This is a genomic window from Ligilactobacillus acidipiscis DSM 15836, from assembly GCF_001435755.1.
GTDB lineage: Bacteria > Bacillota > Bacilli > Lactobacillales > Lactobacillaceae > Ligilactobacillus > Ligilactobacillus acidipiscis.
This window is the reverse complement of the sequence record NZ_AZFI01000012.1, coordinates 1-25,665: the sequence shown is the minus strand read 5'-3', so window position 1 is coordinate 25,665 and position 25,665 is coordinate 1. Positions and strand designations below refer to the sequence as shown.

Below are 25,665 nucleotides of genomic sequence, written 5' to 3'. Positions count from 1 at the left end.
TTAAGACAAAAAGTATGAATAATTCAGGTTAATGGGTATTTTTTATTTTGCCATTAAGAATTTTTATTTGTGCTAAAAGCTAATTTTTAGCGGTTATTTTTCTTAACTTTTTTTCAATTTTAGATCCAGTGAGCAGTTAAATATTAGTTTTTTTGAAAAAAATGATATATTTTAAGAGTTAGGTATTAGAAAAGAGGTCTTTTATAAATCGTTAATTTTGAGTTAAGAAGGTGCAGTCTACTTTTATGGGCGCTAAGAAAAGGATACTTTGGGTCGACTATGCAAAATGTATTGGTATTATTGCCGTAGTTGCGGGGCATGCCATAAATAATGTCTCAGGAAAATCTTTAGATGTGGCCTATAATGCGATTTATTGGTGGCATATGCCACTTTTTTTCATGATGGGCGGTTTTTTTTTAAAGCAAATTACTTTTGATCGTGCAGGCTGGAGTTATTTGCTGAGCCATCGGATCAAGCCCTTGATCACAGCATATTTTATCAATGGTTCAATATTGATCGTTTTAAGTCATTTCTTTCGACAGCAGTCTTGGGACTATACTTTTTTATATTTTGGTAGGTTGATTTATGGTGGGAGCACCTTAAATAATTATTTAAGTGTTTTTTGGTACATGACCACCTACGCGATCACTGTTTTTTTGACAACATTGTTGATTTCGTTTGTGAAAAATATCTGGTTGCAATTTATTATCGCCATCGGTTGCTTCTTTTTGGGGGTATCATTACAGGATGTGACATTCATGGGGAATTATTCTTTTCCATGGGATGCCCAAATTGCATTATTGGCAATCTTTTGGATGCTGTTGGGATATTATTTCTTTAAATTATTTCCGAAGGTTCACTGGAAAAATAAATTGATTTTTGGCGGGCTGGGTTTAACGCTGTTTGTTTTTCTGATATATTTATATGCTAAAGGAAAGTTAGATTTTGTATTATGGCTGAAATCCTCAAACATTCATAGTGGTTTCCAAGCTTTTATTATTCCGCCATTGCTCTGTTTGGTTGTTTTTATTATTGCGGAAGCAATCGAACGAGCAGGTGGTTTTATCCCACTGAAATTTATCGGTCAAAATACTGATATTATTATGTTTTATCATCGAGCTGCTTTTGATATAACGACTTTAGCTTCTTTTACGGATAATTGGTATTTCAGGATCATAGTTGGTTTAATAGCACCGATTCTTTTGGCTTGGACAATTCAATGGTTAAAAAATAATAGGTTCAAGCGTAAAAAAACAGCACAAGATCGATGACAGTAGTTGTTTTTGGATAGTTGCAGTTTGGCAGTTCAGTTACAAAAACATTAGGAAGGAAGAGTTATTCATTAACAAGTGGCGTCAGTGGAGTAAAATTGTAATACTTGTAGGTGTGGGGCTCTTATTTGCTGGTGGATTGATCTGGGCTGGACATACTTACCAACAGAGACAAAAAACTAGTGGTTATGAAATGTCAACGACTCCAACCATTTTTATGCATGGCTGGTCGAGCAGCATCCGTGCTGAAGAACCACTAGTTAGAACAGCTGCTGAAAATCGGATAGCGACTGAAGAAGTGGTGATCCATGTTACCAAAAATAATAAGTTGAAAGTCCAGGGTAATCTGAGACATAAGAAGAACAATCCTCTTATTTTGGTTCAGTTTGATAATAATCGTGTTGGCGAATTTCGTTACGCGCGCGGCTTGCAGCGAATTGTGATGTATTTACAAGAAAAGTATGACCTTAAAGAATTTAATGTGGTCGGTCACTCGATGGGAGCTTATGCTTGGGTTTATTATGCGTTGTATTGGGGCGCGGACCCAGATTTGCCGCGACTCAATAAAATGGTGGTACTGGCAGGACCATATGACGGTATTATTAACAAAGGACATGCTAACCAGCCGACAAACGGCGAACTGGCAGGCTTATGGGATGATTCCCCGCGGGCTAACATTTTGCGAAAAAATGGCAAACCCAAAATAATTCATGATGAGTACAAGGTATTGTTAAAACAACGAAATGATTTTCCTAAAAATACGCGGGTATTGAATATTTATGGTGATTTAGAAGATGGAACTAATTCTGATGGTTTGGTTTCTGTTCCTTCAGTACGATCATTACGCTATTTAGTAGATGATCGAGCAAAATCGTACGAAGAATATAAAGTCAAAGGCAAGCAGGGGCAACATAGCCGCTTGCATATCGATAATCCGGCGGTCAGCGATAAATTGACGGATTATTTGTGGAAGAAAAAATAAAGAAGTACGCAACAAAAGCCGGTCAAAACTTAGGTACTAGTGAGCTAAAACAATATAGTATGTATTTTGCACTATGTGGCGCTAACTGGATAAGTAAAAATTTCTGGCTTGTGGAATCCGACTAACAATAAGGACATGCCTCTGGTAAAAAGAGCTGCTGCTTTCCTAAAAAATGGGGAAACAGCAGCTCTTTTTGAACTGAAGTTTTATTTTGTTTTATAAACAAGTGCCTCGTATGGCCTAAGCGTCACTTGAGCTGGTAACTCAAGTGTTTCTTCATGATGTTTATAGTTACTTAAAAATACTTTGCCTCGTTGTTTTATTAATTCTTGCGGTAATGTTACTATTGCTTGTTCTCCATAAAAATTAACTAAAACTATTAGTTTTTCAGTAGTGTCAGCTAGCCATCTTTCATAGGCAAAAACTTGCTGGTGGTCTGGTAACAGTTGCTTGAAATGACCAGCAGAAATCAGCTCTTCTGACTTGCGGAGTTTGATCAGCTGTTGGTAATAGTTAAATATCACGCCATGCTTTAGCTCATCTTTAACGTTGATCCGCCTTTGATCAGTTGGTCTGAGCCACGGTTTGGCGGTTGAAAATCCAGCATTTTTGGAATTATTCCAATGCATAGGCACGCGCGAGTTATCACGGGCCTTTTTTTGAATGTGTGCGAAAGCCTGTTTCGAGCTCAGCCCTTGTTTTTGTAAACTGCGATAGGCGTTTAAAGCCTCGATATCAACATAATCAGTAATTGAATCATAATCCGGATCGATCATCCCCAATTCTTCACCCATATAAATATAGGGTGTTCCACGCAGCAAATGGAGAGCAGTTGCCAAAGCTGTAGCTGATTTTTCACGGTATTTGTTAGGATCGCCAAAACGATTTAAAGCCCACGGCTGATCATGGTTATTCCAAAATAAGGCATTCCATCCACCGCCTTGATCCATTGCTTCTTGCCATTCACATAATGTTTGTTTGAGTTTGGTAAAATCAAATGGAATAGTGTCCCATTTATTGCCGTTTTTATAATCAACTTTCAAATGGTGAAAGGTGAAAATCATAGATAGTTCATTTTCACTGGGAGTAGAGTATTCTACCGAAGTTTTGACATTTGCGGAAGACATTTCTCCGACTGTCACACTATTTTGATCTTTTCCAAAACTATTGTGATTAAGTTCCTTTAAATATTTATGAACCACTGGGGTATCGGTATATAGTGCTTTTTCTTCAACAGGGTCAGTTGAATCCACTAATTGTTCACTTTTCCCCGTGACATTGATGACATCAAAGCGAAAACCATGAACTCCTTTTGCTCGCCAAAAGTTGACGACTTTGGCGGCTTCTTGTCGAACTGCGGGGTTGTGCCAGTCAAGGTCGGCTTGAGTCGGATCATACAGGTGAAGATAATAGAGACCAGTATTGCCAAATTTGCTCCAAGCAGGTCCGCCAAACTTAGATGTCCAATTAGTCGGCAGTTCACCATTTGTTTTTGCCGGACGCAGGTAAAAATATTCCTGGTATTTTTTGTCACCAGCTAAAGCTTTTTGAAACCAAGCGTTATCAGTCGAACAATGGTTTAAAACCATGTCCAGCATGATGCCAATATTCATTGCTTTAAGTTTAGAAACTAATTCTTCGAAGTCTGCCATCGTTCCATACTGTGGATCAATGTGGTAATAATCAGCTATATCGTAGCCATTGTCGTTTTGAGGTGAAACGAAAAAGGGATTGAACCAGATCATGTCGATGTTTAGTTTTGCAATATAGGGCAGTTTTTCAATAATACCGCGTAAATCGCCGATCCCGTCATTGTTACTATCGTAAAATGATTTCGGATAGATCTGATAGATCACTTTTTTACCTAAATCTGTCATAAATAGGACTCCTTCCAGTTAAAGAAAATTCAGCAGTTCTTTTTTAGATCCGCTTTCTGCGTGCGAAATCGGTGAATTTGAATTTATCAGGTCTGTGATATGATTCTGTCAGTTGGACCAAGGTGGTGTCATCTAAGTAGGTCATACTGCGAACAGCTACGACCATGTCTCGATCAGTTAAATTTAATAGTTTTTTTTGTTCTACATTTGGTTTTTCAACGGTTACTTCTTTTGTAGCGTAAGAGATCCGTAAGCCGAGCTGGCCCTCGAGATATTCATATAAGGAATTTGTGGCTTCTGCAGTCGGTACTTTCTGGATCGGCGGATCAAGCAGATAATCAATATCCAAGACTGACGGTTCTCCATTTACGATGCGCAAACGTTCCAAAAAAGTTGCTCGCTGGTCATTGTCTACTCCACGAGCTAAGAAGTATTCAGGAACGCTGGCAGGTTTATTTTGTAGAACTTTTGTTTGGGCATTCATCGCTTGCGAACTGTTTAATTCTTTAAAGCTGGTGATCCCAGAAATTGGAAAGGTGTAGCGTTGAATGTCTAGGACGATCGAGCCCTTGCCTTTTATTTTTTGAATCAATCCTAAATCATTTAACTCATTTAAAGCTTTACGGATCGTTTCACGTGACGCACCATAAAGGTCTGTGAGCTGATTTTCGCTGGGTAAATATGTTCCAGGCCGATACTGACCGTATTTAATTTTAGAAATAATGTCTCTTGCAATGATCAATTGTTTACTACGATTTACTTTCAAAACAATCACTCCTGTTTTTCTACCAGTTTTAGTTCACTAATGAAAAACTTTAAGCTGCTGGGTAGAAATATTATATATGGCTCATTTTTGTATCTGTTCATTGTTTATTATAACAAATGTGTATATACAAGCAATGATTTTAATGAATACGCTTTAATTTATTTGCAGAGTTGTGCTATGACAAATAATATTATGAAACTAAATTATTTTTCTTGACACGTGTATATACAAGTTGTAAGATTGGTTTGAAAAAGAAAACGTTTTATTTAGGAGGTGGCTTTGATGTTTGGATTTAAAAAGAAAAGCTCCAAGATAGAGTTGTTGGCACCAAGTGATGGTGCAGTCATTGATTTGTCTGACACAAGTGATCCTGTCTTTTCTACTGGTGCGATGGGTATCGGCTTCGGGCTTGAACCCACCGATGGTTCTATATATGCGCCAGTTGCAGGTAAAGTTACGTTAATTGCAGAAACTAAACACGCTATCGGATTTGAGACTAGTGATGGTTTGCAAGTTTTAATACATTTGGGAATTGATACAGTCGAATTAAAGGGGAGGGCCTTTCAACTTGACGTTAGCCAGGGACAAAGAGTTCAAGCTCATACTAAATTAGGAACGATGAACCTGCGACAAATTAAAGCTGCTGGTTATAAAACGACGATTTTGACAGTCATTACTAATTCGGGTGAACTAGATCTTGATTTTGATCTTACGACTGGTGAAACGCAGTCAGGTCGATCCGTTGCACAAGTTACTAAAAAGTAAGGAGGAGTTTAACATGGCAAAGAAAGATTATTCACAGTTAGCTGACACGATCGTCAAAAATGTTGGCGGTCAAGGCAATATTAAAAGTTTGATCCATTGTATTTCTCGATTACGTTTTTATTTGAAAGATGAGCAAAAAGCTAATGACGATGTGTTAAAAAATACACCGGGTGTGATCGATGTGATCCATGCATCTGGGCAGTATCAAGTTGTGATAGGCACGGAAGTTACTCATGTGTATGATGCGGTTATGAAAATTTTGGGTCCTGATTTCGCTGATGATAGTGGTGATTCAACACAAGAAAAAGCTACAACTGCAGCTGATGGTCAGCAAAAGGGAAATATTGTTAGTCGGGCATTCGCTAATTTGATCGGTTTCATCACTGGTTCAATGAGTCCCGTGATCGGTGTGATCGCAGCATCAGGTATTATTAAAGGGTTATTGTCATTATTAACGATGCCGCAGTTGGGCGAATTACTTAAACCAACAAGTACAGTCTATTTGACGGTCAATGCGATGGCGGACTCGGCCTTTTATTTCTTGCCGGTGTTAGTCGGATTCGCAGCCGCAAAAAAATTAAATAGTGATCCGATCGTGGCAGCAGTGATCGGCGGTGTCTTAGCTTATCCGCAAATTGTTGACTGGGGCAAAGGATTTAAAACCATGTTTTCGATCGGTGGGTTCCACTTCCAATTTTTGAATTATACGTATTCGATTTTTCCGATGATCTTAGCTGCTTGGTTAGCTAAACTTTTAGGGGACTGGCTCAATGATCATTTACCAAGTTATTTACAGATGATCTTCACTCCTCTGATCACTATTTTGGTCGTTGCAGCTATTACTTTAGTAGTCACAGGTCCAATTATTCAGGGAATTGCCAACGGTTTAGCTGATTTGATCAACTGGTTAGTTAAAGCATCCGGCTGGGTCGGTGGCCTGGTAATTGGTGGATTTTATCAAGTACTGGTTATCTTTGGATTGCATTGGGGCGTTGTTCCTTTGGTTGCACAGCAAATTTCCGGCAGTGGACAAAGTGCGTTGAATGCCATTATTTCGACAACGATGGTTTCTCAAGGTGCTGCAGTTTTGGCTGTTGCTCTTAAGTCTAAGAAAGATGATCGTAAAACCCTAGGCATTGCTGCTGCAATTTCAGCATTTTGTGGTGTCACAGAGCCGGCTATTTATGGTATTAACCTAAGATTCCGGCGTGTCTTTATTTCTGGCTTGATGGGTTCAGCGGTCGGTGGTTTGATCACTGGCCTGATGCATGGTTCAATGTATGGTTTCACCGGTTCTTTGATCGGTTTTTCATCGTTCTTTAACATCAAAAACCCTGGTGATTTAACCAGTTTCTATGCTTTCTTGCTTTCAAGTTTAGCCGCACTGCTGGTTTCATTTTTAGTAACCTGGTTCTGGGGATACAATGACCAAATGGAAATTGGCACGAAGGTCGCAAAAAAGCAGCGCCCAGGTTCAGCACAGAAAGCTTAATTTGATTAAAAAATACATCGGTGACATGAATGTAAAAATGTCACTGATGTATTTTTTTGGTTCAAATTAACTGCTCTAAAACTCTGTAGTAAGTGATTTTTGATCCTAGTAAGCACCTGCAAGCGCGCTATATAATAAAACTGCCCCGGCCAAGATCATGGTCACACCGAGTAAAATTTGCAGCCAACTGACTGACGCAGCCGGCTCAGTTGGACGTTTCTGATTGCGGTAGCGACGCATTAAGCTAGTAGCTCCCTTGAGGACTTGCCATCCCCCGTCGATAATAAAAATCAGCGCGATCACTAATAATAATATTTTATGTGAGGCGTTGGATCCTTGTATTTTCACTAATTATTCTCCTTAGTTGTTTTTGAGTATATATTGATCAAGCCTTGTGTTCCTTGATCACCCAAGCCGTAAACGTCGACCATTACTTCATACAAGCGTTTGGCATTGGCGGTTGCGGACAAATCTAGTCCCATGCGGTCAGCTTCTTGCAAGGCGATCCGCAGGTCTTTTAAAAAATGACGGGCAAAGAATCCCGGTGTATAGTCATCTTGCAAGATACGCGGTCCATAATTGGACAAACTCCAATTTTGAGCACCGCCTGCACTTAATGCATCGAGCACTTTATGCGGGTCTAATCCAGCTGCTTTAGTATAAAGCAATGTTTCTGTCAAACCAGTCATTGTTCCTGCAATCATGATCTGATTAGCCATTTTAGCGTGCTGGCCAGAACCGGCTGGGCCAAAGAGAGTTACTTTTTTGCTTATTTTTTCAAAAAGAGGCTTAACTTGTTGATATGTCTTTTCATTTCCACCGACCATCACAGTTAAAGTAGCGTTTTTTGCGCCGACATCACCACCTGAAACGGGGGCATCCAAGACATGAATACCATTTCTTTCACCGTGTTCAGCAATTTTTTGCGCCAAAGAGGGCTTGCTGGTAGTCATATCGATCAAGATCGTTCCCTTTTTGCTGCCAGCAAATATGCCGTCATCTGCAAAATAAACTTGCTCCACATCTGTAGGGAAACCGACCATTGAAAAAACAACTTCACTGACTTCAGCAACTTTTTTAGGAGTGTCTGCCCAAGTTGCACCAGCGGCAACCAAGTCAGCTGTTTTGGACTTAGTGCGGTTAAAGACGGTTAATTCATTTCCCGCTTGCAGCAGGTTGGAAGCAATAGCGGCACCCATGACCCCAGTTCCGATAAATCCGATTTTCATTTGTATATCCTCCTTGTAAGTAAATAATATTCACAGTTACTATCATATACCGGCAACGTGAGTGCAAGCAAAACTTTTGCTGACGCAGAATTATTTCGGTCAATTTTGTGAAGTGATAAATTATTTTGTAAGATTTTTCTTTATAGACTTATGTTGTCTTTTTTTGTTATATTACTATGGTTAGACTGATAAAAGGCTTTAAAAGGGCTTGATTGTTCGGATATGACTGTAGGGAGTTCATTATTAAAATCTTAGTACTTACCTTATTATAACGAACAAAATGTATCAAAAAATTGTGTCTATTACATATATTAAGGGGGAGATCAGTTGTCAAAGACAGTCAAAAAAGCCATTTTTATTTTGATTTTTAGTGAGTTTTTGATTTGTTTAGGGATCAGTATTGTGATTCCAGTTATGCCTTTTTTGCGGAATGAATTACATTTATCAGCTTTCAGTATGGGAGTTATGAATGCTTTATTTGCCTTTGCGCAGTTTGTAGCTTCTCCCATCATTGGCCGTATTTCCGATCGAATCGGGCGGAAACCGATTTTAGTTTTAGGTTTGTTCTTATTCACGGTTTCGGAATATCTGTTTGCTGTTACTAATCAATTGGTTTTATTCGATATTTCCCGTGTGATCGGTGGGATCTCTGCAGCAATGGTTGTTCCTACTGAAATGGCGCTTGCCGCCGATATTACTACCAAAAAATATCGGGCACGGGTCATTGGTTGGTTATCTGCTGCTTTTTCAGGCGGATTGATCTTGGGACCTGGTCTAGGCGGTTTGTTGGCCAATATTGATTATAAGCTGCCATTTTGGGTCGCAGGTACTTTAGGCATTGTTAGTATGGTGGCAATGTATTTCACATTGCCAAAAAAATTGGAAGAACAGAATGCTGCCGAGCAAGAACCAGTTGATGATATTGAAGGTGTTTTACAACAAGATGACAAAATGATGCAGATCCTGGGTAGCTCAGGTATTATCTTGTTTGTTTTGATCTTTATTTCGTCGTTTGGTTTGCAAGGATTTGAAAGTATCTATAGTTTATTTGTCAATCAGGTGTACCACTTTAGTTTGAACAATATTGCCCTCGTGCTGACATTGAATGGCATTCTGTCTTTGTTCTTACAGGTAGCAATGTTTGACTGGCTGGTTTCTAAGTTAAGTGAAAAACGTTTGATTAGATATTGTTTTTTGATCTCTCTAGTTGGAACGATCTGGATCTTGTTAGCTAAAACAAAGGTTGGTGTTATCTTAGCAACATTGCTTGTTTTTGAAGCCTTTGATTTGATCCGACCGGCGATCACGACCATGCTGACAAAGATCAGTCCGCGCAACCAAGGATTTATCAATGGCCTTAATATGTCGTTGACGAGTGTTGGTAATGTGGTCGGTCCCTTGATCTCAGGTGCATTACTCGATTTGCATCCAAGTTATCCATATATGATCGTTGCCGTTTTCTTGGGCATTTCATATATCCTGACTTTCACAATCAAGTCTCCTAGAGGTGGAGATACATTGGCTCGTTAATGAAGTAAAATTTTTTGATAATTTTTAGGCGTTGGGTCAAAGCTCAACGTTTTTTTGTATCACAAGTCTTTTACTTGAGTTTACTCATTTTCAAATGTACTCTTAAATTAATTAGTGTTGAGACTGGAAAGGAGTTAGTCTGATGAAGATGGATGAAGAGGATCACGAAATGAACATGGATCATTCGCAAATGGATATGGGAAATCAAAAGATGGGTCAAAGTGATATGATGATGCATGGCGGACATATGATGCATATGGGAAATTTGAAGCAAAAGTTCTGGGTCTCACTGATTTTAACGATCCCCTTATTGTTGATGTCATCAATGATGGGTATGACCCACCCCTTGCTTGAATTTCAGGGGAGTGATTGGGTAGTTGCTATTCTTGGAACTGTGATCTTCTTTTATGGCGGAAAACCTTTCTTTTCTGGGGCTAAGGGCGAGTTAACAGACAAGAAACCAGCAATGATGACTTTGATCACAATGGGGATCTCAGTCGCTTATATCTACAGTATCTATTCTGTGATAGCCAATAATGTTTTTAACGTTACTCCAAGTGTGATGGACTTTTTCTGGGAGTTAGCCACTTTAGTCGACATTATGTTATTAGGTCATTGGATCGAAATGAACGCAGTGATGAATGCTGGTTCAGCTTTGAATGAACTGGCCGAATTGCTGCCAAGTCAAGCACATAGGATCGATGAAAAAGGGCAGGTTACTGATGTTAAGTTGCAAGACGTTACTGAGGGTGACCGACTTCTTGTTCGTGGCGGCGAAAAGATACCAGCAGATGGAAAAGTAGTAGACGGCGAGTCAGCAGTCAATGAAGCGATGGTAACTGGTGAATCCAAATTAGTGCAGAAAAAAGTTGATACGAAAGTATTTGGTGGTTCGGTCAATGGTGACGGAACTATCCAAATCGAGGTGACAGGAACAGGGGAAAACAGTTTTTTGGCACAAGTGACCAAGATGGTAGAATCGGCTCAAAATGAAAAATCAGGGCGTGAAAATTTGGCGGACAAAGTGGCTTCCTGGCTGTTTTATGTTGCCTTAACGATCGCTGTTATCAGCTTTATCGCATGGTGGCTTACGACTGATCTAGCGACGGCTTTACCACGGGCAGTGACTGTATTGATCATAGCTTGTCCGCATGCACTTGGTTTAGCTATACCACTAGTCGTTGCCAGAAGCACTTCTATAGGTGCCAAGCAAGGTTTGCTGCTCCGTGATAGGAATGCAATGGAACAGGTCACTAGCCTCAAATATGCCTTAATGGATAAAACGGGAACTTTAACGGAAGGCAATTTTAAGGTGAAGGAATATGGCAGTTTATCGGCCAAAAAAAGTGATGCAGAAGTTTTAAAAACTATGGCTAGCTTAGAAGCTGGTTCTTCACATCCTTTGGCAGTTGGGATCACGAAGAAGGCACGGGCCAAAAAAATTGGATATAAAAGTGTCAACAGTAGTCAAATCAAAGGTGTTGGGTTAAAAGGTGAGATCGATGGGACTAATTATTTGATAGTGTCACCAGGATATGTGGAGGAAAAAGGCCTGAGTGTAGATAACGAGCGGTTTGACGCACTGGCAAGCGAAGGCAACTCATTGAGTTTTTTGGTAGAAAATAATAAAGTCGTAGGTTTTGTTGCTCAAGGCGATCAAATCAAACCGGCCGCTAAAAAATTGATCGATACCTTGCTAAGCCAAGGGATAACACCGGTCATGCTGACTGGAGACAATAAGCAAGCAGCTAAAGGAGTTGCTGAAAAATTAGGGATCACTGAATTTAAGGCACAATTATTGCCTGCGGATAAAGAAAAAGCAGTGCAAAGTTATCAAAATGACGGGAAAGTTATGATGATCGGCGATGGTGTCAATGATGCGCCTAGTTTGGCACGGGCAGACATTGGAGTTGCGATCGGCAGTGGGACAGATGTTGCGATCGAATCTGCAGACTTAGTATTGGTCAAAAGTGATCCGCATGATATTATTAATTTTTTAGAGTTATCACGTAAAACGACCAGCAAGATGACCCAAAATCTCTGGTGGGGGGCTGGCTATAATATTATCGCTTTGCCACTGGCAGCTGGAGTATTAGCACCTGTCGGTTTTGTGTTAAGCCCAATGGTCGGAGCGGTTTTAATGTCATTGAGTACAGTGATAGTGGCGATCAATGCACTGACTTTGAAAATATAAGAAAAATCAGAGATAATGTATAACAGAGTGAAGCAAGCCGGGAGAGCTCGAGCACCAATGGACTCGGGCATTATGACAAGTGGTCTTACTTGTCGTGATGGCGGAGTTGATTGGGCGGAAGGTTCTGGCTTGAAAAACTCGACAAAATAACAGAGTGAAGCAAGCCGGGAGAACTCGAGCACCAATAATGTCTGAAGACATAATGTCTAAAATGGGTTAAGAATAGTGCTTCATTACAATAACCTGCAAGACTAACTAACAATAAGAGGAGCGAAATAAATGTCACAAACAATTGAAGAATTTACAGCTGACTTAGCCTCAGCAGCACCAACACCAGGTGGAGGATCAACTGCAGCTTTAGTAGGCGCTTTAAGCAGTGCTTTAGGAGAAATGGTCGGACACATTCGTCAGGACAAGCTTGATGAACCGCGTTTGACTGAGTTGATCGCTGAAATGACTGTGAGTCGGACTAAAATGATCTCCTTGATTCAGGAAGATGAGAGTGCGTTTGAAACTTTTACCGCAGCTTTAAAGCTCCCTAAAGAAACTGAAGAGCAAAAAGATAAGCGTGCTGCAGAAATGTTACACGGCTTGATCGTTGCTGCTCAACCACCATTACAGATCGCCCAAACAGCGACTAAGATCTTGCATCAGTTAGACGAAATGAAAGAGTATTCTTCCAAGTCTTTGTTAAGTGATATTGGCAGTGGAACGGCATTAGCCGAGGCAGCACTTAAAGCCTCTGTTTTAAATGTCTACGAAAATACCAGGATGATGAAAGATAAAGACCAGGCTGCTAGCTTGAATAAAATAACTGATGAGACTTTAGCAGATGGTTTAAAAATCAGTGAAAGCTTATATCCGGCTATGCAAAAAGCAGCTCGGGGTGAAAATGTGTGAGCAAATTATTGAAGGGTAAGCCTGTGGCAGATGATATTTTGCAACGGACTAAAAACTTAGTTGCTTCTTTGTCAGCGGTGCCCCAAGTCGCACTGGTCAGAGTTGGGGTAGATCCTGCAGCCAAGGGCTACCAGAGAAGTGCGGCTAATGTGTTGCAACAAGCAGGACTAAAAACCGTTCCGGTCGTGTTTGATAGTCAGATCACTTTTAGTGAATTTGAAAGTCAAGTGACACAGTTGAATGAGGATCAACAAATTGATGCAATTCTGTTACTGGAACCTTTACCCGAAAGTCTCCCGCTTGATGCTGTCCAAGATCTGCTTGATCCGTGCAAGGATATTGATGGAGTTACCCGTGCTAATTTAGGATCGACCTTATCGCCACGGTCTGGAGATCTAGTTCCATTAACGGCAGCTGCGGTGTTGGAACTTTTAAACTTTTACGAGTTTAATTTACTAGGAGTAGAAGTGGTTTTGATCGGTGATAGTTTAACTGTGGGACGTCCTTTAGCAAACTTGCTGCTCGCACAAAACGCCACGTTAACAGTGTGCGATAAATATACTAAGCAGCTTTTTGAACACACTGTTCAAGCACAGCTAGTGATCACTGCAGTTGGACAGCCTAATTTGCTCACGGCTGACATGGTCAACAAAGATGCAGTGGTAGTTGATGTCGGAACTAATTACGATGAAGCTGGCAAACTTGTGGGAGATGTTGATTTTGCTCAAGTCTCCCAGAAGGTCCAGGCGATTACACCTGTTCCTGGGGGAGTTGGGGCAATTACTACGGCACTCTTGGCGTACAGAGCTGCTCGAATCGCATCTCAAGGAAAATAAAAAGCTCTTGCAAAGTAAGTGTTTTGAAGTGCACTTTACTTTGCAAGAGCTTATTTGCTTATTATAAAAATTTTATTTAGTCAGCACAATCTTGCCAATGGTATGCCCGCTTTCAATCATGGCGTGTGCTTTCTTTAAATTATCTGCATTGATACCCTGCAATGTTTGATTCAATGTACTACGCAGTATGCCGCTGTCAAACAATTGGGCTGCCTGAGTTAGGATCTCATGTTGACTGCTTAAATCTGCTGTGTGGTAAAAAGCTTTGGTAAACATCCATTCCCACGCGAAAGTAACACGCTTACGTTTGAGAGCTGTCAGATTTAATGGTTTTTGGTTACTGGTTATGGAAGACATTTTGCCATTCGGCCCGATCAATTCGACCATTTCGTCCCAATGATTGTCTAAGTTATTTAATTCAAGAATGTAATTGACGTTATCGTGGCCCAAGGCATGGACTTCATCTATCAAGTTTTTATGATGGTCGACTATTTCGTCTGCCCCATGCTGCAAGGCCCATTCCTTCGTCTTTGGACGAGAAGCACTTGCAATCACGTGAAGGCCTGCATAATGAGCTAACTGAGTGGCAATTGAACCAACGCCGCCGGCACCGTTGATTATCAAAATCGTTTTATCATTATTAGTCTCATTATCATCAGGGTCAATGCCTAGCTGTTCGAATAATGCTTCCCAAGCAGTCAATGTTGTTAATGGCATAGCTGCAGTATGGGCATCATCTAACTTTTTGGGAGCGAGTGCGACGATCCGTTCATCGACAAGTTCATAATCACTGTAACTTCCAGGACGACTGAAGGAACCTGCATAATACACCCTGTCGCCTTTTTGGAATAAGGTAACATCTGAGCCCGTTTCAACAACAGTTCCTACAGCATCGAACCCGAGGATCCGTGGCCTTTCACTTTTATCGTGGCCGTTTTTACGCGTAGCGATATCGACCGGGTTCACAGAAATTGCAGAGACCTTGACTAAAAGATCATGCTCTTTAGCGGTTGGACGATCTAAGGTAAGGTCAATAAGGCTTTGAGCGTTATCAAGCGGTAAATGTTCATAAAAACCAACAGCATTCATTTTTTCGGTCATAATAACATCTCCTTTTAAAAACAAGGCAGAGTGCAACAAAGAAAGCAAGCATTATCGGGTCCTGGTCAACTAGCGTTAGTTTGGTGCTGAATGATCGGACTTAAGAATAAGACGTTACCTTTTGTTGCACGGAGTCTGACTACGAAACATAATGGGCTAAGCAGATAGTACTCAAGCAATGGTGGACTTGGGTATCATATCTTTGTTCTTACTAGTATGATACTAAAAATAATTATACAAAAAGTTTAAGTTTACCTAATCCGATGTAATAAAATTTTACTGCATGTAATTTTGGGTCGATTCCAATATAAATTTGCCAAAGTAATGTCCACGAGCGCCATGTGGCCCTACATCCGTAATACTAGGGCCCAGAAGAAGGCCATGTGGACACAAGTCGCAAAGCAACGAAAATAACGGCCAGATAAAACTACGTAGGATCAATCATTCTAGGATCGGAATTAAGAATCAATTACCCAACACAGAAAATTATTGCAACTCCTTGACTTGGCCGCTAGTCAATCTTTCTCGTAATTTGAATCGTTGCAGTTTTCCACTGGCGTTGTGAGGTAATTGTTTGACCAAGTAAAAGTTTTTCGGGACTTTATAATGGGCCAAATGTTGACGGCCATAATCTATCAAGTCTTGGGCTAACAGGGTTTGTTCATTTGGTATCACAAAAGCTATGGGTTTTTGTTCCCGTTTGTCATCAGCCACACCCAAGACAGCAATATCTTCAAGGAAAGGGCATTTCGCATAAGCAGATTCTACTTCATCAGGAAAAATGTTTTCTCCTCCTGAAATTATCATATCATCACTGCGCCCGTGCACATATAAAAATCCATCTTTGTCAAAATGACCAATGTCCCCCGTTTTGAACCAGCCATCGGTTGTGATCTTGGCAACGTATTTTTCTTGTTTTCCCAGATAACCTGGACTTAGAGCGGGGGTTTTGAGCTGAATTTCTTGTGTATTTTGATCCAAGCGTAATTGTGTCAGGAAAAGAGGTTTCCCTGAAGAACCAATATGTTTTGCTGCATCAGCAAAAGAAAGTGCTACGATCTGCGAACATGTTTCAGTCATTCCATATGACTGGATAACTGGTAATTGCAGTTGTTCACATTGTTTTAAAGTTGCTTGATCTATTGGACCACCGCCGAGTAACATTCCGCGAAATCTTTTTTGGTATTGGGCGCCAGTTTCTTGTTTGATAGTCAATAGTTTCTTTAACATAAAAGGAACTACTGAAATCATTGTTACTGGTTCATTGACAAGAATTTGCTGGATCTTTGCTGCATCAAAATGGCTGACTAAACGAACGGTCATCCCGTAGATCAAACCACGCATCATGATCGAAAAACCGCTGATATGAAAGATCGGTACTGTACATAGCCATTCATCAGCTGGCGTTACGCCTAGATTTAAGGCAGATGCCGTTGCTGAACTAAAATGATTGCCAAATGTTTGAATAACGCCCTTTGGTCTCCCAGTAGTACCTGAAGTGTACATGATACTTGCCGCATCTTTAGCAGCAAAGACTTGTTGGGGGGCAAAGCTTTTCTCAGAAGCTGAATCAAGCTCGCTAAAAGAAATAGTGCGGCAGCTTAACTGTGAAGCATCAAGCTGATCTTCATATAAACAGACATCAACTTGACTATCATTTAGTTGGTAATTTAACTCAGACGCTGACAAACGACGGTTCAGCCAGACGATCGTATGTCCTGCGTTTAAAACACCCATCGCAGTTAAATACCCAGCCAATGAATTATTAGTCAGAATAGCGATCCTTTTGTTGTTCAAAGCATCTAAACCTGCTAGTTTTCGCCCAAGCTTGTCAGTATATTCAGCAAGTTGTGCAAATGATATAGTTTTTTCTTTATCTACGACAGCAGCCCTAGTCGGGGCTAAGGCTGCTTGCTTTTTTATCCAATTATCCATTATTTATACCTGACATCGTTTATGGAAACTTAGGATATTTGTCAAAATCGGGCTTGCGTTTTTCATTGAACGCGTCGCGGCCCTCTTTGCCTTCATCTGTCTGATAAAATAACATTGTAGCGTCTCCGCCAAGCTGTTGTATTCCAGCCAAACCATCGGTATCAGCGTTCATTGCAGCCTTGATAAAGCGCAAAGCTGTTGGTGATTTTTCAAGGATCTCATTACACCAGTCAAGTGTTACAGATTCAACGTCAGCCAACGGAACGACTTTATTGATCCAGTTCATTTGGTAAGCTTCTTCTGCTGAGTAGAAGTGATTTAAGAACCAGACTTCTTTAGCACGTTTATGTCCGATGACACGGGCAAGATAACCGGAACCGTAACCGGCATCGAAACTGCCAACTTTAGGTCCTGTTTGACCAAACTTCGCATTGTCAGCAGCAATAGTTAAGTCACAAACTAGTTGCAAAATGTTACCACCGCCGACAGACCAGCCCTTGACCATCGCGATCACAGGTTTAGGGATGATCCGGATCAAGTGTTGCAGATCCAAGACGTTCAAACGAGCGACTTTGTCTTTACCAACATAGCCTCCGTTACCACGGACTCCTTGGTCACCACCGGATGAAAAGGCGAGGTCGCCAGCTCCAGTTAGAATTATTACGCCAATTGTGCTATCATCACGGCAGATAGTAAATGCATCGATCATTTCTTCTACAGTTGTTGGGGTAAAGGCGTTGCGCCTTTCTGGGCGGTTCATTGTGATTTTTGCAATTTTGTCAGACCTTTCAAAGATTATTTCTTCGTAGTCTTTGACCTTTTCCCAGTTTACAGATGTCATTTAATTCAATCCTTTCGAAAGTTGGTAATATTTATGTCAGACTTAGTAAAAACTCTTGGAATTAAAGTTGTTTCTCTCTCATCTAACGAATCTATTATATCACTTGAAATTTCTGATGAAATTAAACAGCCTTATGGAATTGTGCATGGCGGGATCAATGCAGTTTTGGCAGAAACGGCTGCTAGTATGGCTGGAGCGAAAAATGTTCCAGAAGGCTCGACAGTGGTCGGTGTGGATCTGACAACACATCATTTGCAAGCTGAAAAAAAAGGAACTTTACTTGCTAAAGCAACCCCTTTGCATGTCGGCTCTAACCTCCAAACATGGCAAGTTGAAGTTCATAATAACGATGTTTTGACTAGTGTGAGTCAAGTCACACTTAGCCGCATTGATCTAAATAGAATAAGAAATTAAAAAGAAATATGTCTCTTCGACTTTAATTTCAAAAAATTAGTACAAAATAACAATACCCTAAGAGGATAAATTTAGAGAAAAATTGTAAGTATGCCACTTTGATCAAAAAACGAAAAGTCCCATGTACTCTAAGAATTAGGTTCGCTTGCTTGGAGTGCATGGGGCTTTTCGTTTTTAGCTATTATCATGGCTTTTATGCCACTTTTTAATATATTCCAACCGTTGCTTGAAACGAGCTTCTTTTCCTTGATTGGTGGGTTCATAGTATTCGTGTCCCTTGATCTCAGGCGGGGCAGTTTCCATTGAAGTCAGTTTGTCTTTGCTTTTGTGGGCATATTGGTAATTTTCACCATAACCTAAGTCATCCATTAGTTTAGTTGGTGCATTTCTGATCTGTAAGGGTACCGGCAGATTTCCGTAAGAACGGACATCTTTTTTGGAAGTCAGACGGGCTTTGTATGCGGCGTTTGATTTAGGTGCTAACGCTAGGTAGATCACAGCTTCAGTTAAATGAACATCACATTCCGGCAAGCCAATAAACTGACAAGCTTGAAAAACATTGACTGCGACATTTAAAGCATTGGTATCTGCCAAACCGATATCTTCGCTGGCGAAACGAACCAATCGTCGCGCGATATATAGTGGATCTTCACCACCATCGATCACACGTGATAACCAGTAGACCGCCGCATTCACGTCGCTGTTACGCATTGATTTGTGCAAAGCCGAAATAATATTATAATGTTCCTCGCCTTTTTTATCATAACGTAAAGACTTTTTTCCTAGGAGTTGATGCAAAGTTTGTTGATCGACTGTAACATCTTTACCCTCTCGTTTGCCATTTAATATTGCCATTTCAAGGGTATTAAGGGCGTTTCGGCCGTCACCATTGGCAAAAGCAGCGATTTCTTGCAGTGTTTCCTGTGAAATGTGGATGGCCAATTCAGGAAAGCCCTGAGAGGAATTCAAAGCATGTTTTAGCAGATCGACTAATTCGTCAGGCTTTAATTCTTGTAAGACAAAAACTTTACAACGAGAGAGGAGGGCGGAGTTCAACTCAAACGATGGATTTTCAGTCGTAGCTCCAATCAAAATGATACTGCCTTTTTCGACATAAGGTAAGAATGCGTCTTGTTGAGCTTTATTAAAGCGATGGATCTCGTCAACGAAAACAATCGTTCTTTCCCCCATTTCTCGTGCTTCTTCAGCATCTTTCATGATCGACTTGATATCTTTGATACTGGTAGTGACCGCACTGAAGGTTAAAAAATGGGCTTTAGTTTGAGCGGCAATTATCCGTGCTAAAGTGGTTTTGCCTACCCCTGGAGGTCCCCAAAAGATCATCGAGGTCAGCTGATCATTATCGATCAATTCGCGGAGAACTTTGCCGGGAGCTAAAAGGTGAGTTTGACCAAAAAATTCAGCTAATTTTTGTGGCCTGACCCGGTAAGCCAAGGGAGCATTGTTGTTTTCATTTTGGTCAAAAATAGAAGTTTGTTTCAAATGATTACCTCCTTCCTCGTAGTGTCAGTTACTAAACAAACATATTATGTAACTTTATTGTGATAAAAGCAAACGTATGTTTCAAAAAATCAAACGATAATAAAAGGCCTGAAACAAATTTACATACATTTGTTTCAGACCCCTAGGTTACTGACTGTGTTACGTCAAAATATAAACTCATCTAATTACCTAAATATCCTTTGAAGTCAACTTAAATTTTCTCATGTTTTGGGTTAAAAGCACTAAAGCTCAGACCCGCGTTTTCACTCATACATATCATCTTGGAGGTTCACCTGTTTCTCCTAAGATATTCACACATCAGGAGCACTGAACTTTATATTCTGTAAGGAAAGATCGTGTTTCCGCAACCCTAGTTGAGCAACTAATTTCTGCATTTTTTTCACTGATCTGCAATTGCTCCCTTACCTAGACTTCGGTCAACACCGGTTGTAGAGATCTCATGACCTGCCTTGCGCGGGTTAGCGGACCTAAAACGATTCATGTTGACTTCATCACTTCCAATCGATTAAATTATTTGTGGTTGAAACACATCTCATGTTGGTTCAATCACCCTCTAAAGAAGAAATATTCTGTGTTTGGAACTTTCTCATGTTGGTTCCGACACCCTCTATCATATCCTCTATTTTGGTTGGATCTAGCGGATTTAATACTTTTAAAACTTTCAATTATTTTGTTGCTATATTCAGTTGTCTGACTCACTAACTGAGCCTTGATCTTTCCTTACACCTATTTTATATCACATTATCAAACTTAATGCAACCGTTTTCTATCGAGAAAATTCACAAATATAAAAGCCTAATATTCTTAAGGTAAATTCCTGTAATATCAACCTTTTAGAAGGGTGAAGATCGGTGATCCTTTTAAAGTTTTACACAAAAAACCTCGTATTCTTTTGCTGGAATACGAGGTAAACGATCATTTGATTACTGAACTTCGATTTTATGAGTTTTACTCTGACCTTCTGTTGTCTTAGGCAAGGTGATAGTCAAAACGCCTTCTTCATATTTGGCACCGATCTTTTCGTGATCGACATCAGGAAAATGATATTGACGAGTAAAACGACCAGAGCTGCGTTCGCTGGCGATCATATTGCCATCTTTGTCACTGCGGTCAGTGAACGATTGACGCTTGGCGGAAACGGTCAATGTGTTATCTTTGAAGTCGATCGAGATATCTTTTTTGTCAACACCAGGAACATCGATCGCAACGGTATAATCTGTCTCAGTTTCTTGCACGTCACTACGCAGTTCCTTAAAGGAATCACTCAAGTTCATAAGTGGACGTCCAAAATTCTTGAAAAATTCATCTCCGGAATTTAACAAATCGTTGAAGTGATTAGAAATATCGTTAGCCATAACACCAAAACTTCCTTTCTATGATTGGTAATTTACTACCATACTTAAACAGTCAACAAGGAAAAGATCCGCATGGATGAATCTCCCTTCACTGTTAATTCTATACGTTTTTAGAGTAGATGCAAAGAAAAAACACTAAAAGGTCAAAAAAAGTCAAAGTCTTAATAAATCTCGCCAACACACGTCTGAATGTTTTTCAAAGACATGGGAGAAAGGAGGCTTGAATTGCGAACGGTCAGGTTTATTTTTTATGTTTAAAACGGATCCACAAGGAATTTAAGATCATCAAGACGATCACAATAAATGAAATAATATAGCCAGCAACTCCCAGTCTGTAAATTGCAGGATGTTCGGAGCTACCCTGGACTAACAAGGAAGAGCCTAGTATCAATGCTGCTAAAATAATTGCGCTTACAAGTCTATCAACGATCCTGCTAAAATTAACGAAGAGAGTTTCTTGCCCCCTTAAAGTAATGTTGATTTTGGTTTGACCGGTTGTAAATAAATTGATCAATTGTTCGATTTTTAATGGGATCTTGGATAAAGCACGCACTGATTGAGCAACATCTAAGGCACTATCTTCCAACTGTTTTTTCCAGCTAAAGTGTTCGATCAGATATTCTTTGGCAAACGGACGCGCAACATCCATCATTTCCATTTCAGGGTCAAGTTCAGCAATGATCCCCTCAAGTGAAGCAAAGGATTTGACCAAAAGAGTGATTTCCGATTTGGCTTGTAAGTTATTATTCCGACAAAGGCTAATGACCTCAAAAAGTAAACTGGGTAAGTCGATTTGCCCCAGGCCCATTTGCATGTAAGGCTGTAAAAAGATACCTAACTCTTCGAAAAATTTTTCCTGATCAACTTTGCCGGTCCGGTTACAAATTGAAAGTATCGCTTGACCGATCGTTCTTGTGTCTTTAGTATTTAAGGCCAAGATAATTTGAATGATCCCGTCAACAATATTGGGTGTCAGGCGTCCCATCATTCCAAAATCAAGGTAGGTCACCCGGTAATCGGGCAGATCATCATCTTGCGCAGTCAAAGTAGTCTTTTTTCCCCGGACCTTCCGCTGAAATTGAATAATATGATTTTGTTCTTTGATGTCCTCATGGTCAAAACGTTTGAATAAGATGTTACCAGGATGAGGATCAGCATGAAAAAAGTTATCTTCAAAAACTTGCTTGACAAAGTTTTTGACGAGTGCTTCGGCGACTTTTTTACGTTCATTCTTTTGCTGTTTGGCTATGCGTTCATCTTTACTATAGGGTTCTTGGATGTAGTATTTAATGCTTCTGCCAGGCATATAGCTAGTAACTAAAATTTTTTGTGCTGAAAGATCGGCATAAGTTCGGGGAACAGTAATGATCCCATCATTATTATTTAGCTCGTAGAACTCTTGCCCATTTTTGATCTCGATTTCTGTGTTGATTTCAGTAAAAAGAGCATTTCTGATCTCGTTTAAAATATCTTCCGGGTCGATCACACCGATCTCGGGGCCAATTTTCAAAATGTCAACCGCTTTTTTAAAGAGAGACATGTCAGTTTCAACCAGTTCTTGCACTTTGGGGTGCTGGATTTTAACAACTACAGAGGTCCCGTCTTTTAAAAGAGCGCGGTGGGTTTGTCCAATTGAAGCTGAAGCAAATGGTTCTTTATCAAATTTGGCAAAAACTTCGGAGATCTCTTTGCCGGTCTGTTTCTTGAAGGACTGTTGTACTGTACGATAAGGGTCTATTTGAACATTATCTTGTAAGTAGCTGAATTCCCTGATATAAGCAGGTGATACCAAGTCAGGACGCGTTGACAAAATTTGTCCGATCTTAATAAAGGTCGGTCCAAGCTCCTCAAAGCCTAAACGGATCTCACGCGGATTCTTTTGCCTAATAAAGTTCCGGATCATGTCATGTTCTCTAATGACATGAACGATTTCAAGCAGCCGTTCACGTTTTGTCTGCCGGCCGTTTTCATTGGACTTATTTTGAATGTCTGTGGTCATAAGAACGCATCCCTTCAAAAAATTTCTTTAATATTATTTTAGCATTTTTTACTAAGAAGACATACAAATCATACTATAAAAGATAAGATATGAACGAGACGATCTTTTTTGTTTAAAATAGTTAAAAATTATAAACTATTAACCTTTAACACATTTTATTTTAAAAATAATATGTGAACTATTAATTCAAAAGAATCCCGTAGTAACGGTTTTCATTAATTGAAAAATGATTTTAGATAAACAGTTGCATTTTATTTAAAATGTTGTATAATTTGATAAAAATTATAAATTGGTTAGAGAAAGAGGAGAATGCGTATGAGTTTTCGCAAAGTGTTTTCTACGGGAATAGTTGCCGTTGTTGCAGGTCTAGCTTTAACAGCCTGCGGTTCTAAGTCGAGTTCGTCTGCTGGAAATGGTAAGCTTGCTGACAAGCAGGTCCTAAATTGGGATGAACCTTCGGAACTTCCTACAATGGACCCTTCTAAGGCTACGGATACGATCAGTTTTGATATGATGAATAACAGTATGGAAGGTCTTTATCGAGTTGGTAAGAAGTCAAAGGTTGAACCGGGGATCGCCAAATCAACCAAAGTTTCGAAAGACGGGCTTACATACACATTCACATTGCGTAAAGATGATAAGTGGTCAAACGGTGATCCAGTAGTTGCTAAAGATTTTGTTTATTCTTGGCGGCGGACTTTGGATCCAAAGACTGGTTCGGAATATGCTTATTTATTTGATGGAATTAAAAACGCTAATGAAGTCATGGATGGCAAAAAACCTGGCAGTGCTCTTGGGATCAAAGCACAAGGCGATCATAAATTAGTTGTTTCTTTGGATAAAGAAATTCCTTACTTCAAGTTATTGATGGGCTTCCCGTCATTTTTCCCGCAAAATAAGTCAGCGGTTGAAAAGTATGGTTCCAAGTATGGAACAGCATCTAAGTATATGGTTTACAACGGTCCGTTCAAGATGACTGCTTGGACTGGTTCTAATTTAAGCTGGTCTTTAGCTAAGAACAGCAACTATTGGGACAAAAAGTCAGTCAAGTTGGATAAAATCAACTTTAAAGTTAACAAAGACACTTCAACTTCCTATAATCTTTACCAATCTAAGAAACTGGACGAAACATTTTTAAGTACTGAACAGGCCAAACAATTATCAAGCAAGCCCGACTATCAAGTTTTGAAACAGGCTAGAACAAGTTACCTTGAATTTAACCAAACCCAAAAGGCTTTCCAAAACAAGAAGATCAGACAAGCTATCTCATATGCCATCGACCGTAAACAATTGGCAAACAAAGTTTTAGGCTCTGGCACTAAAGTTTCGCAAGGGATCGTTTCTTCTGGCCTGCAATCATATAATGGGAAAGACTTTGCTGATGCGGCTCAGACAAAAGAAGGCGTAACTTATAATAAGAAAAAAGCTAAACAACTTTTAAAAGAAGGTTTAAAAGAAACTGGGCAAGACAAGTTAAGTTTTACGTTGTTGGGTGACGATACAGATGTTGTCAAGAAAGTAACCGCCTTTATCCAAAGCCAGCTGGGCGAGAATTTAGGCATTGATGTCAAAGTTCAAAATGTGCCGTTTAAGACACGTTTGGATCGCTCTAAGACGCAACAATTTGATGTTGTTGTTAGTTCATGGGGGGCAGACTTCTCTGATGCGATCAGCTTTGTTGATTTGTTTACATCGGATAACTCATATAATAATGGTAAATGGAAAAATGCTGAGTATGATCGTTTAGTTAAGGCATCTAAAACAACTGATGTTGCTAACCAGCAGAAACGTTGGGATGACTTGGTTAAGACATCTAAGATCTTGAGTACTGACCAAGGTGTAGCTCCACTGTATCAATTGAACCAGCCAACTATGGTCAGAGAAAATGTTAAAGGCTTGATTCAAAATACAGCCGGTGTTACTAATAATTGGAAAGACACGTATATCGCAAAATAGCGAATTAACAGCGTAGATTTAAGTAATAAATAAAGGAAGATTCGGAAACCAAGAATGGTTTTCGAATCCTCCTTTTTTATTCGTCAGAGATCAGTCATAAAAATATAGTCGGCATAGTGTGTTTCACTACAACTAGATCTAGCAAAAAATCACCCTTATAATAGAACGCTTGAATGTTGCATTAGCGCGATTTGGAGCTGGAAAATTGCGCATGCTTTACCTATTGTCGTGGTGATTTTAAGATGACTTTGTTTAAGCACTTTTGTTTTTATTAGTGTTCACGGTAGAAGCTCACAAGATTTACTTCTTTAGTGTCTATAAAACCTTGTTTTTGATAAAAGGAAAATGTCTGAGTTTCATTTTCCGTCAGTAATAATTTTTGCCGAATGTTTTTATGTTTGTTTAAAACCTGCTACATGAGTTTTGTTCCGATCCCTTGCTGCTGGAAACCTGGAGCTACTAATAAATCCTGGATATATAATATCGTCTGACCATCTCCTACTGTGCGGATCAAACCTATAAGTCGCTGGTTTTGCCAAGCGGTTATTATGTCTAAAGAATTGATGATTGCTTGGTTTAAGATGGCAGGTTGAGCAGTATAAGCACTCCAACCAACAGAATTATACAAATTAATTAGCTGTTCGAGCGGGAGCTGGTTACTTTTTTTAATGGCAGATTGCAAGAAATAACTTGAACGA

The 25,665-nt window shown here is 39.8% G+C and carries 21 protein-coding genes; 10 read left to right on the top strand and 11 right to left on the bottom strand.

All coding sequences use genetic code 11. The features are described from left to right. Positions 1-245: 245 nt before the first annotated feature. Together FC65_RS02055 and FC65_RS02050 are read left to right on the top strand one after the other, a co-directional pair. On the top strand, positions 246-1,271 hold the full coding sequence (locus FC65_RS02055) for an acyltransferase family protein (RefSeq protein WP_056971367.1): 1,026 nt from the start codon (positions 246-248) through the stop codon (positions 1,269-1,271). 115 nt (positions 1,272-1,386) lie between these two features. Next, complete coding sequence (locus FC65_RS02050) at positions 1,387-2,253, top strand: alpha/beta hydrolase (RefSeq protein ID WP_082618968.1); 867 nt, start codon at positions 1,387-1,389, stop codon at positions 2,251-2,253. A gap of 206 nt (positions 2,254-2,459) precedes the next feature. On the opposite strand, the gene treC is transcribed toward FC65_RS02050, so the two are convergent. Beyond that, on the bottom strand, positions 2,460-4,130 hold the full coding sequence (treC, locus tag FC65_RS02045) for an alpha,alpha-phosphotrehalase (protein ID WP_056971365.1): 1,671 nt from the start codon (positions 4,128-4,130) through the stop codon (positions 2,460-2,462). Positions 4,131-4,173: 43 nt separating this feature from the next. Then, on the bottom strand, positions 4,174-4,902 hold the full coding sequence (gene treR / locus FC65_RS02040; protein ID WP_056971369.1) for a trehalose operon repressor: 729 nt from the start codon (positions 4,900-4,902) through the stop codon (positions 4,174-4,176). A gap of 276 nt (positions 4,903-5,178) precedes the next feature. Here treR and FC65_RS12880 point away from each other — a divergent pair, with 276 nt between their 5' ends. Then, positions 5,179-5,661 carry a PTS sugar transporter subunit IIA gene (locus FC65_RS12880; RefSeq protein ID WP_081484085.1) on the top strand — a complete coding sequence of 161 codons (483 nt, stop codon included), beginning with the start codon at positions 5,179-5,181 and terminating at the stop codon, positions 5,659-5,661. A 13-nt stretch (positions 5,662-5,674) separates the two neighbouring features. After that, a complete protein-coding gene (locus tag FC65_RS02035) occupies positions 5,675-7,153 on the top strand; it encodes a PTS transporter subunit EIIC (protein WP_082618967.1) in 1,479 nt (492 codons plus the stop codon). 105 nt (positions 7,154-7,258) lie between these two features. Here FC65_RS02035 and FC65_RS02030 read toward each other — a convergent pair whose 3' ends face one another. Beyond that, on the bottom strand, positions 7,259-7,501 hold the full coding sequence (locus FC65_RS02030) for a DUF308 domain-containing protein (protein ID WP_010498842.1): 243 nt from the start codon (positions 7,499-7,501) through the stop codon (positions 7,259-7,261). Further along, positions 7,501-8,382, bottom strand: a complete 882-nt coding sequence (locus tag FC65_RS02025; RefSeq protein ID WP_056971364.1) for an NAD(P)-dependent oxidoreductase — start codon at positions 8,380-8,382, stop codon at positions 7,501-7,503. Before FC65_RS02025 ends, FC65_RS02030 begins: the two co-directional genes overlap by 1 nt. A gap of 327 nt (positions 8,383-8,709) precedes the next feature. Here FC65_RS02025 and FC65_RS02020 point away from each other — a divergent pair, with 327 nt between their 5' ends. The 4 genes from FC65_RS02020 (at position 8,710) to FC65_RS02005 (ending at position 13,842) form a co-directional block, all read left to right on the top strand. Next, complete coding sequence (locus FC65_RS02020; protein ID WP_056971363.1) at positions 8,710-9,912, top strand: MFS transporter; 1,203 nt, start codon at positions 8,710-8,712, stop codon at positions 9,910-9,912. Between the two features lie 148 nt (positions 9,913-10,060). Next, entirely contained in the window at positions 10,061-12,106 is a 2,046-nt protein-coding gene (locus FC65_RS02015) for a heavy metal translocating P-type ATPase (protein ID WP_056971368.1), read from the top strand. A 279-nt stretch (positions 12,107-12,385) separates the two neighbouring features. Then, positions 12,386-13,006 carry a cyclodeaminase/cyclohydrolase family protein gene (locus FC65_RS02010; protein ID WP_010498848.1) on the top strand — a complete coding sequence of 207 codons (621 nt, stop codon included), beginning with the start codon at positions 12,386-12,388 and terminating at the stop codon, positions 13,004-13,006. Continuing rightward, the gene (locus FC65_RS02005) at positions 13,003-13,842 is read left to right on the top strand and encodes a bifunctional 5,10-methylenetetrahydrofolate dehydrogenase/5,10-methenyltetrahydrofolate cyclohydrolase (RefSeq protein WP_056971362.1); all 840 of its coding nucleotides are present in this window, start codon (positions 13,003-13,005) and stop codon (positions 13,840-13,842) included. Before FC65_RS02010 ends, FC65_RS02005 begins: the two co-directional genes overlap by 4 nt. Positions 13,843-13,914: 72 nt before the next feature. On the opposite strand, the gene FC65_RS02000 is transcribed toward FC65_RS02005, so the two are convergent. The 3 genes from FC65_RS02000 to menB all read right to left on the bottom strand — a co-directional run bounded on the left by FC65_RS02000 (position 13,915) and on the right by menB (position 17,719). Further along, positions 13,915-14,943: a zinc-binding alcohol dehydrogenase family protein gene (locus FC65_RS02000; protein WP_056971361.1), complete on the bottom strand. Its 1,029-nt coding sequence runs from the start codon at positions 14,941-14,943 to the stop codon at positions 13,915-13,917. A gap of 486 nt (positions 14,944-15,429) precedes the next feature. Further along, positions 15,430-16,878: an o-succinylbenzoate--CoA ligase gene (locus tag FC65_RS01995; protein ID WP_056971360.1), complete on the bottom strand. Its 1,449-nt coding sequence runs from the start codon at positions 16,876-16,878 to the stop codon at positions 15,430-15,432. A 19-nt stretch (positions 16,879-16,897) separates the two neighbouring features. Further along, positions 16,898-17,719 (bottom strand): 1,4-dihydroxy-2-naphthoyl-CoA synthase, encoded by an 822-nt coding sequence (gene menB / locus FC65_RS01990; RefSeq protein WP_010498857.1) that lies wholly within the window; start codon positions 17,717-17,719, stop codon positions 16,898-16,900. 33 nt (positions 17,720-17,752) lie between these two features. Between menB and FC65_RS01985 the strand changes: the two genes are divergently transcribed. Beyond that, positions 17,753-18,133 carry a PaaI family thioesterase gene (locus tag FC65_RS01985; protein WP_056971359.1) on the top strand — a complete coding sequence of 127 codons (381 nt, stop codon included), beginning with the start codon at positions 17,753-17,755 and terminating at the stop codon, positions 18,131-18,133. Between the two features lie 174 nt (positions 18,134-18,307). On the opposite strand, the gene FC65_RS01980 is transcribed toward FC65_RS01985, so the two are convergent. The 3 genes from FC65_RS01980 to FC65_RS01970 all read right to left on the bottom strand — a co-directional run bounded on the left by FC65_RS01980 (position 18,308) and on the right by FC65_RS01970 (position 23,011). Beyond that, on the bottom strand, positions 18,308-19,636 hold the full coding sequence (locus FC65_RS01980; protein ID WP_056971358.1) for a replication-associated recombination protein A: 1,329 nt from the start codon (positions 19,634-19,636) through the stop codon (positions 18,308-18,310). A gap of 944 nt (positions 19,637-20,580) precedes the next feature. Continuing rightward, positions 20,581-21,012 carry an Hsp20/alpha crystallin family protein gene (locus FC65_RS01975; protein WP_010498861.1) on the bottom strand — a complete coding sequence of 144 codons (432 nt, stop codon included), beginning with the start codon at positions 21,010-21,012 and terminating at the stop codon, positions 20,581-20,583. Between the two features lie 241 nt (positions 21,013-21,253). Then, positions 21,254-23,011 (bottom strand): AarF/UbiB family protein, encoded by a 1,758-nt coding sequence (locus tag FC65_RS01970; protein ID WP_056971357.1) that lies wholly within the window; start codon positions 23,009-23,011, stop codon positions 21,254-21,256. A gap of 315 nt (positions 23,012-23,326) precedes the next feature. On the opposite strand from FC65_RS01970, the gene FC65_RS01965 reads away from it, so the two are divergent. Next, the gene (locus tag FC65_RS01965) at positions 23,327-24,967 is read left to right on the top strand and encodes a peptide ABC transporter substrate-binding protein (RefSeq protein WP_056971356.1); all 1,641 of its coding nucleotides are present in this window, start codon (positions 23,327-23,329) and stop codon (positions 24,965-24,967) included. Positions 24,968-25,379: 412 nt separating this feature from the next. Here FC65_RS01965 and FC65_RS12815 read toward each other — a convergent pair. Then, a partial coding sequence (locus FC65_RS12815) for a GNAT family N-acetyltransferase (RefSeq protein ID WP_338088163.1) occupies positions 25,380-25,665 on the bottom strand: 286 nt, incomplete at its 5' end.

What these genes read in the sequence shown, in the direction of transcription:
- FC65_RS02015 (WP_056971368.1), top strand. Translation starts at nt 10,061, where the DNA reads ATGGATGAAGAGGATCACGAAATGAACATGGATCATTCGCAAATGGAT.
- FC65_RS01975 (WP_010498861.1), bottom strand. Translation starts at nt 21,012, where the DNA reads ATGGCTAACGATATTTCTAATCACTTCAACGATTTGTTAAATTCCGGA.
- menB (WP_010498857.1), bottom strand. Translation starts at nt 17,719, where the DNA reads ATGACATCTGTAAACTGGGAAAAGGTCAAAGACTACGAAGAAATAATC.
- FC65_RS01985 (WP_056971359.1), top strand. Translation starts at nt 17,753, where the DNA reads ATGTCAGACTTAGTAAAAACTCTTGGAATTAAAGTTGTTTCTCTCTCA.
- FC65_RS01995 (WP_056971360.1), bottom strand. Translation starts at nt 16,878, where the DNA reads ATGGATAATTGGATAAAAAAGCAAGCAGCCTTAGCCCCGACTAGGGCT.
- FC65_RS01965 (WP_056971356.1), top strand. Translation starts at nt 23,327, where the DNA reads ATGAGTTTTCGCAAAGTGTTTTCTACGGGAATAGTTGCCGTTGTTGCA.
- FC65_RS02010 (WP_010498848.1), top strand. Translation starts at nt 12,386, where the DNA reads ATGTCACAAACAATTGAAGAATTTACAGCTGACTTAGCCTCAGCAGCA.
- FC65_RS01970 (WP_056971357.1), bottom strand. Translation starts at nt 23,011, where the DNA reads ATGACCACAGACATTCAAAATAAGTCCAATGAAAACGGCCGGCAGACA.
- FC65_RS12880 (WP_081484085.1), top strand. Translation starts at nt 5,179, where the DNA reads ATGTTTGGATTTAAAAAGAAAAGCTCCAAGATAGAGTTGTTGGCACCA.
- FC65_RS02055 (WP_056971367.1), top strand. Translation starts at nt 246, where the DNA reads ATGGGCGCTAAGAAAAGGATACTTTGGGTCGACTATGCAAAATGTATT.
- FC65_RS02000 (WP_056971361.1), bottom strand. Translation starts at nt 14,943, where the DNA reads ATGACCGAAAAAATGAATGCTGTTGGTTTTTATGAACATTTACCGCTT.
- FC65_RS02025 (WP_056971364.1), bottom strand. Translation starts at nt 8,382, where the DNA reads ATGAAAATCGGATTTATCGGAACTGGGGTCATGGGTGCCGCTATTGCT.
- treC (WP_056971365.1), bottom strand. Translation starts at nt 4,130, where the DNA reads ATGACAGATTTAGGTAAAAAAGTGATCTATCAGATCTATCCGAAATCA.
- FC65_RS02035 (WP_082618967.1), top strand. Translation starts at nt 5,675, where the DNA reads ATGGCAAAGAAAGATTATTCACAGTTAGCTGACACGATCGTCAAAAAT.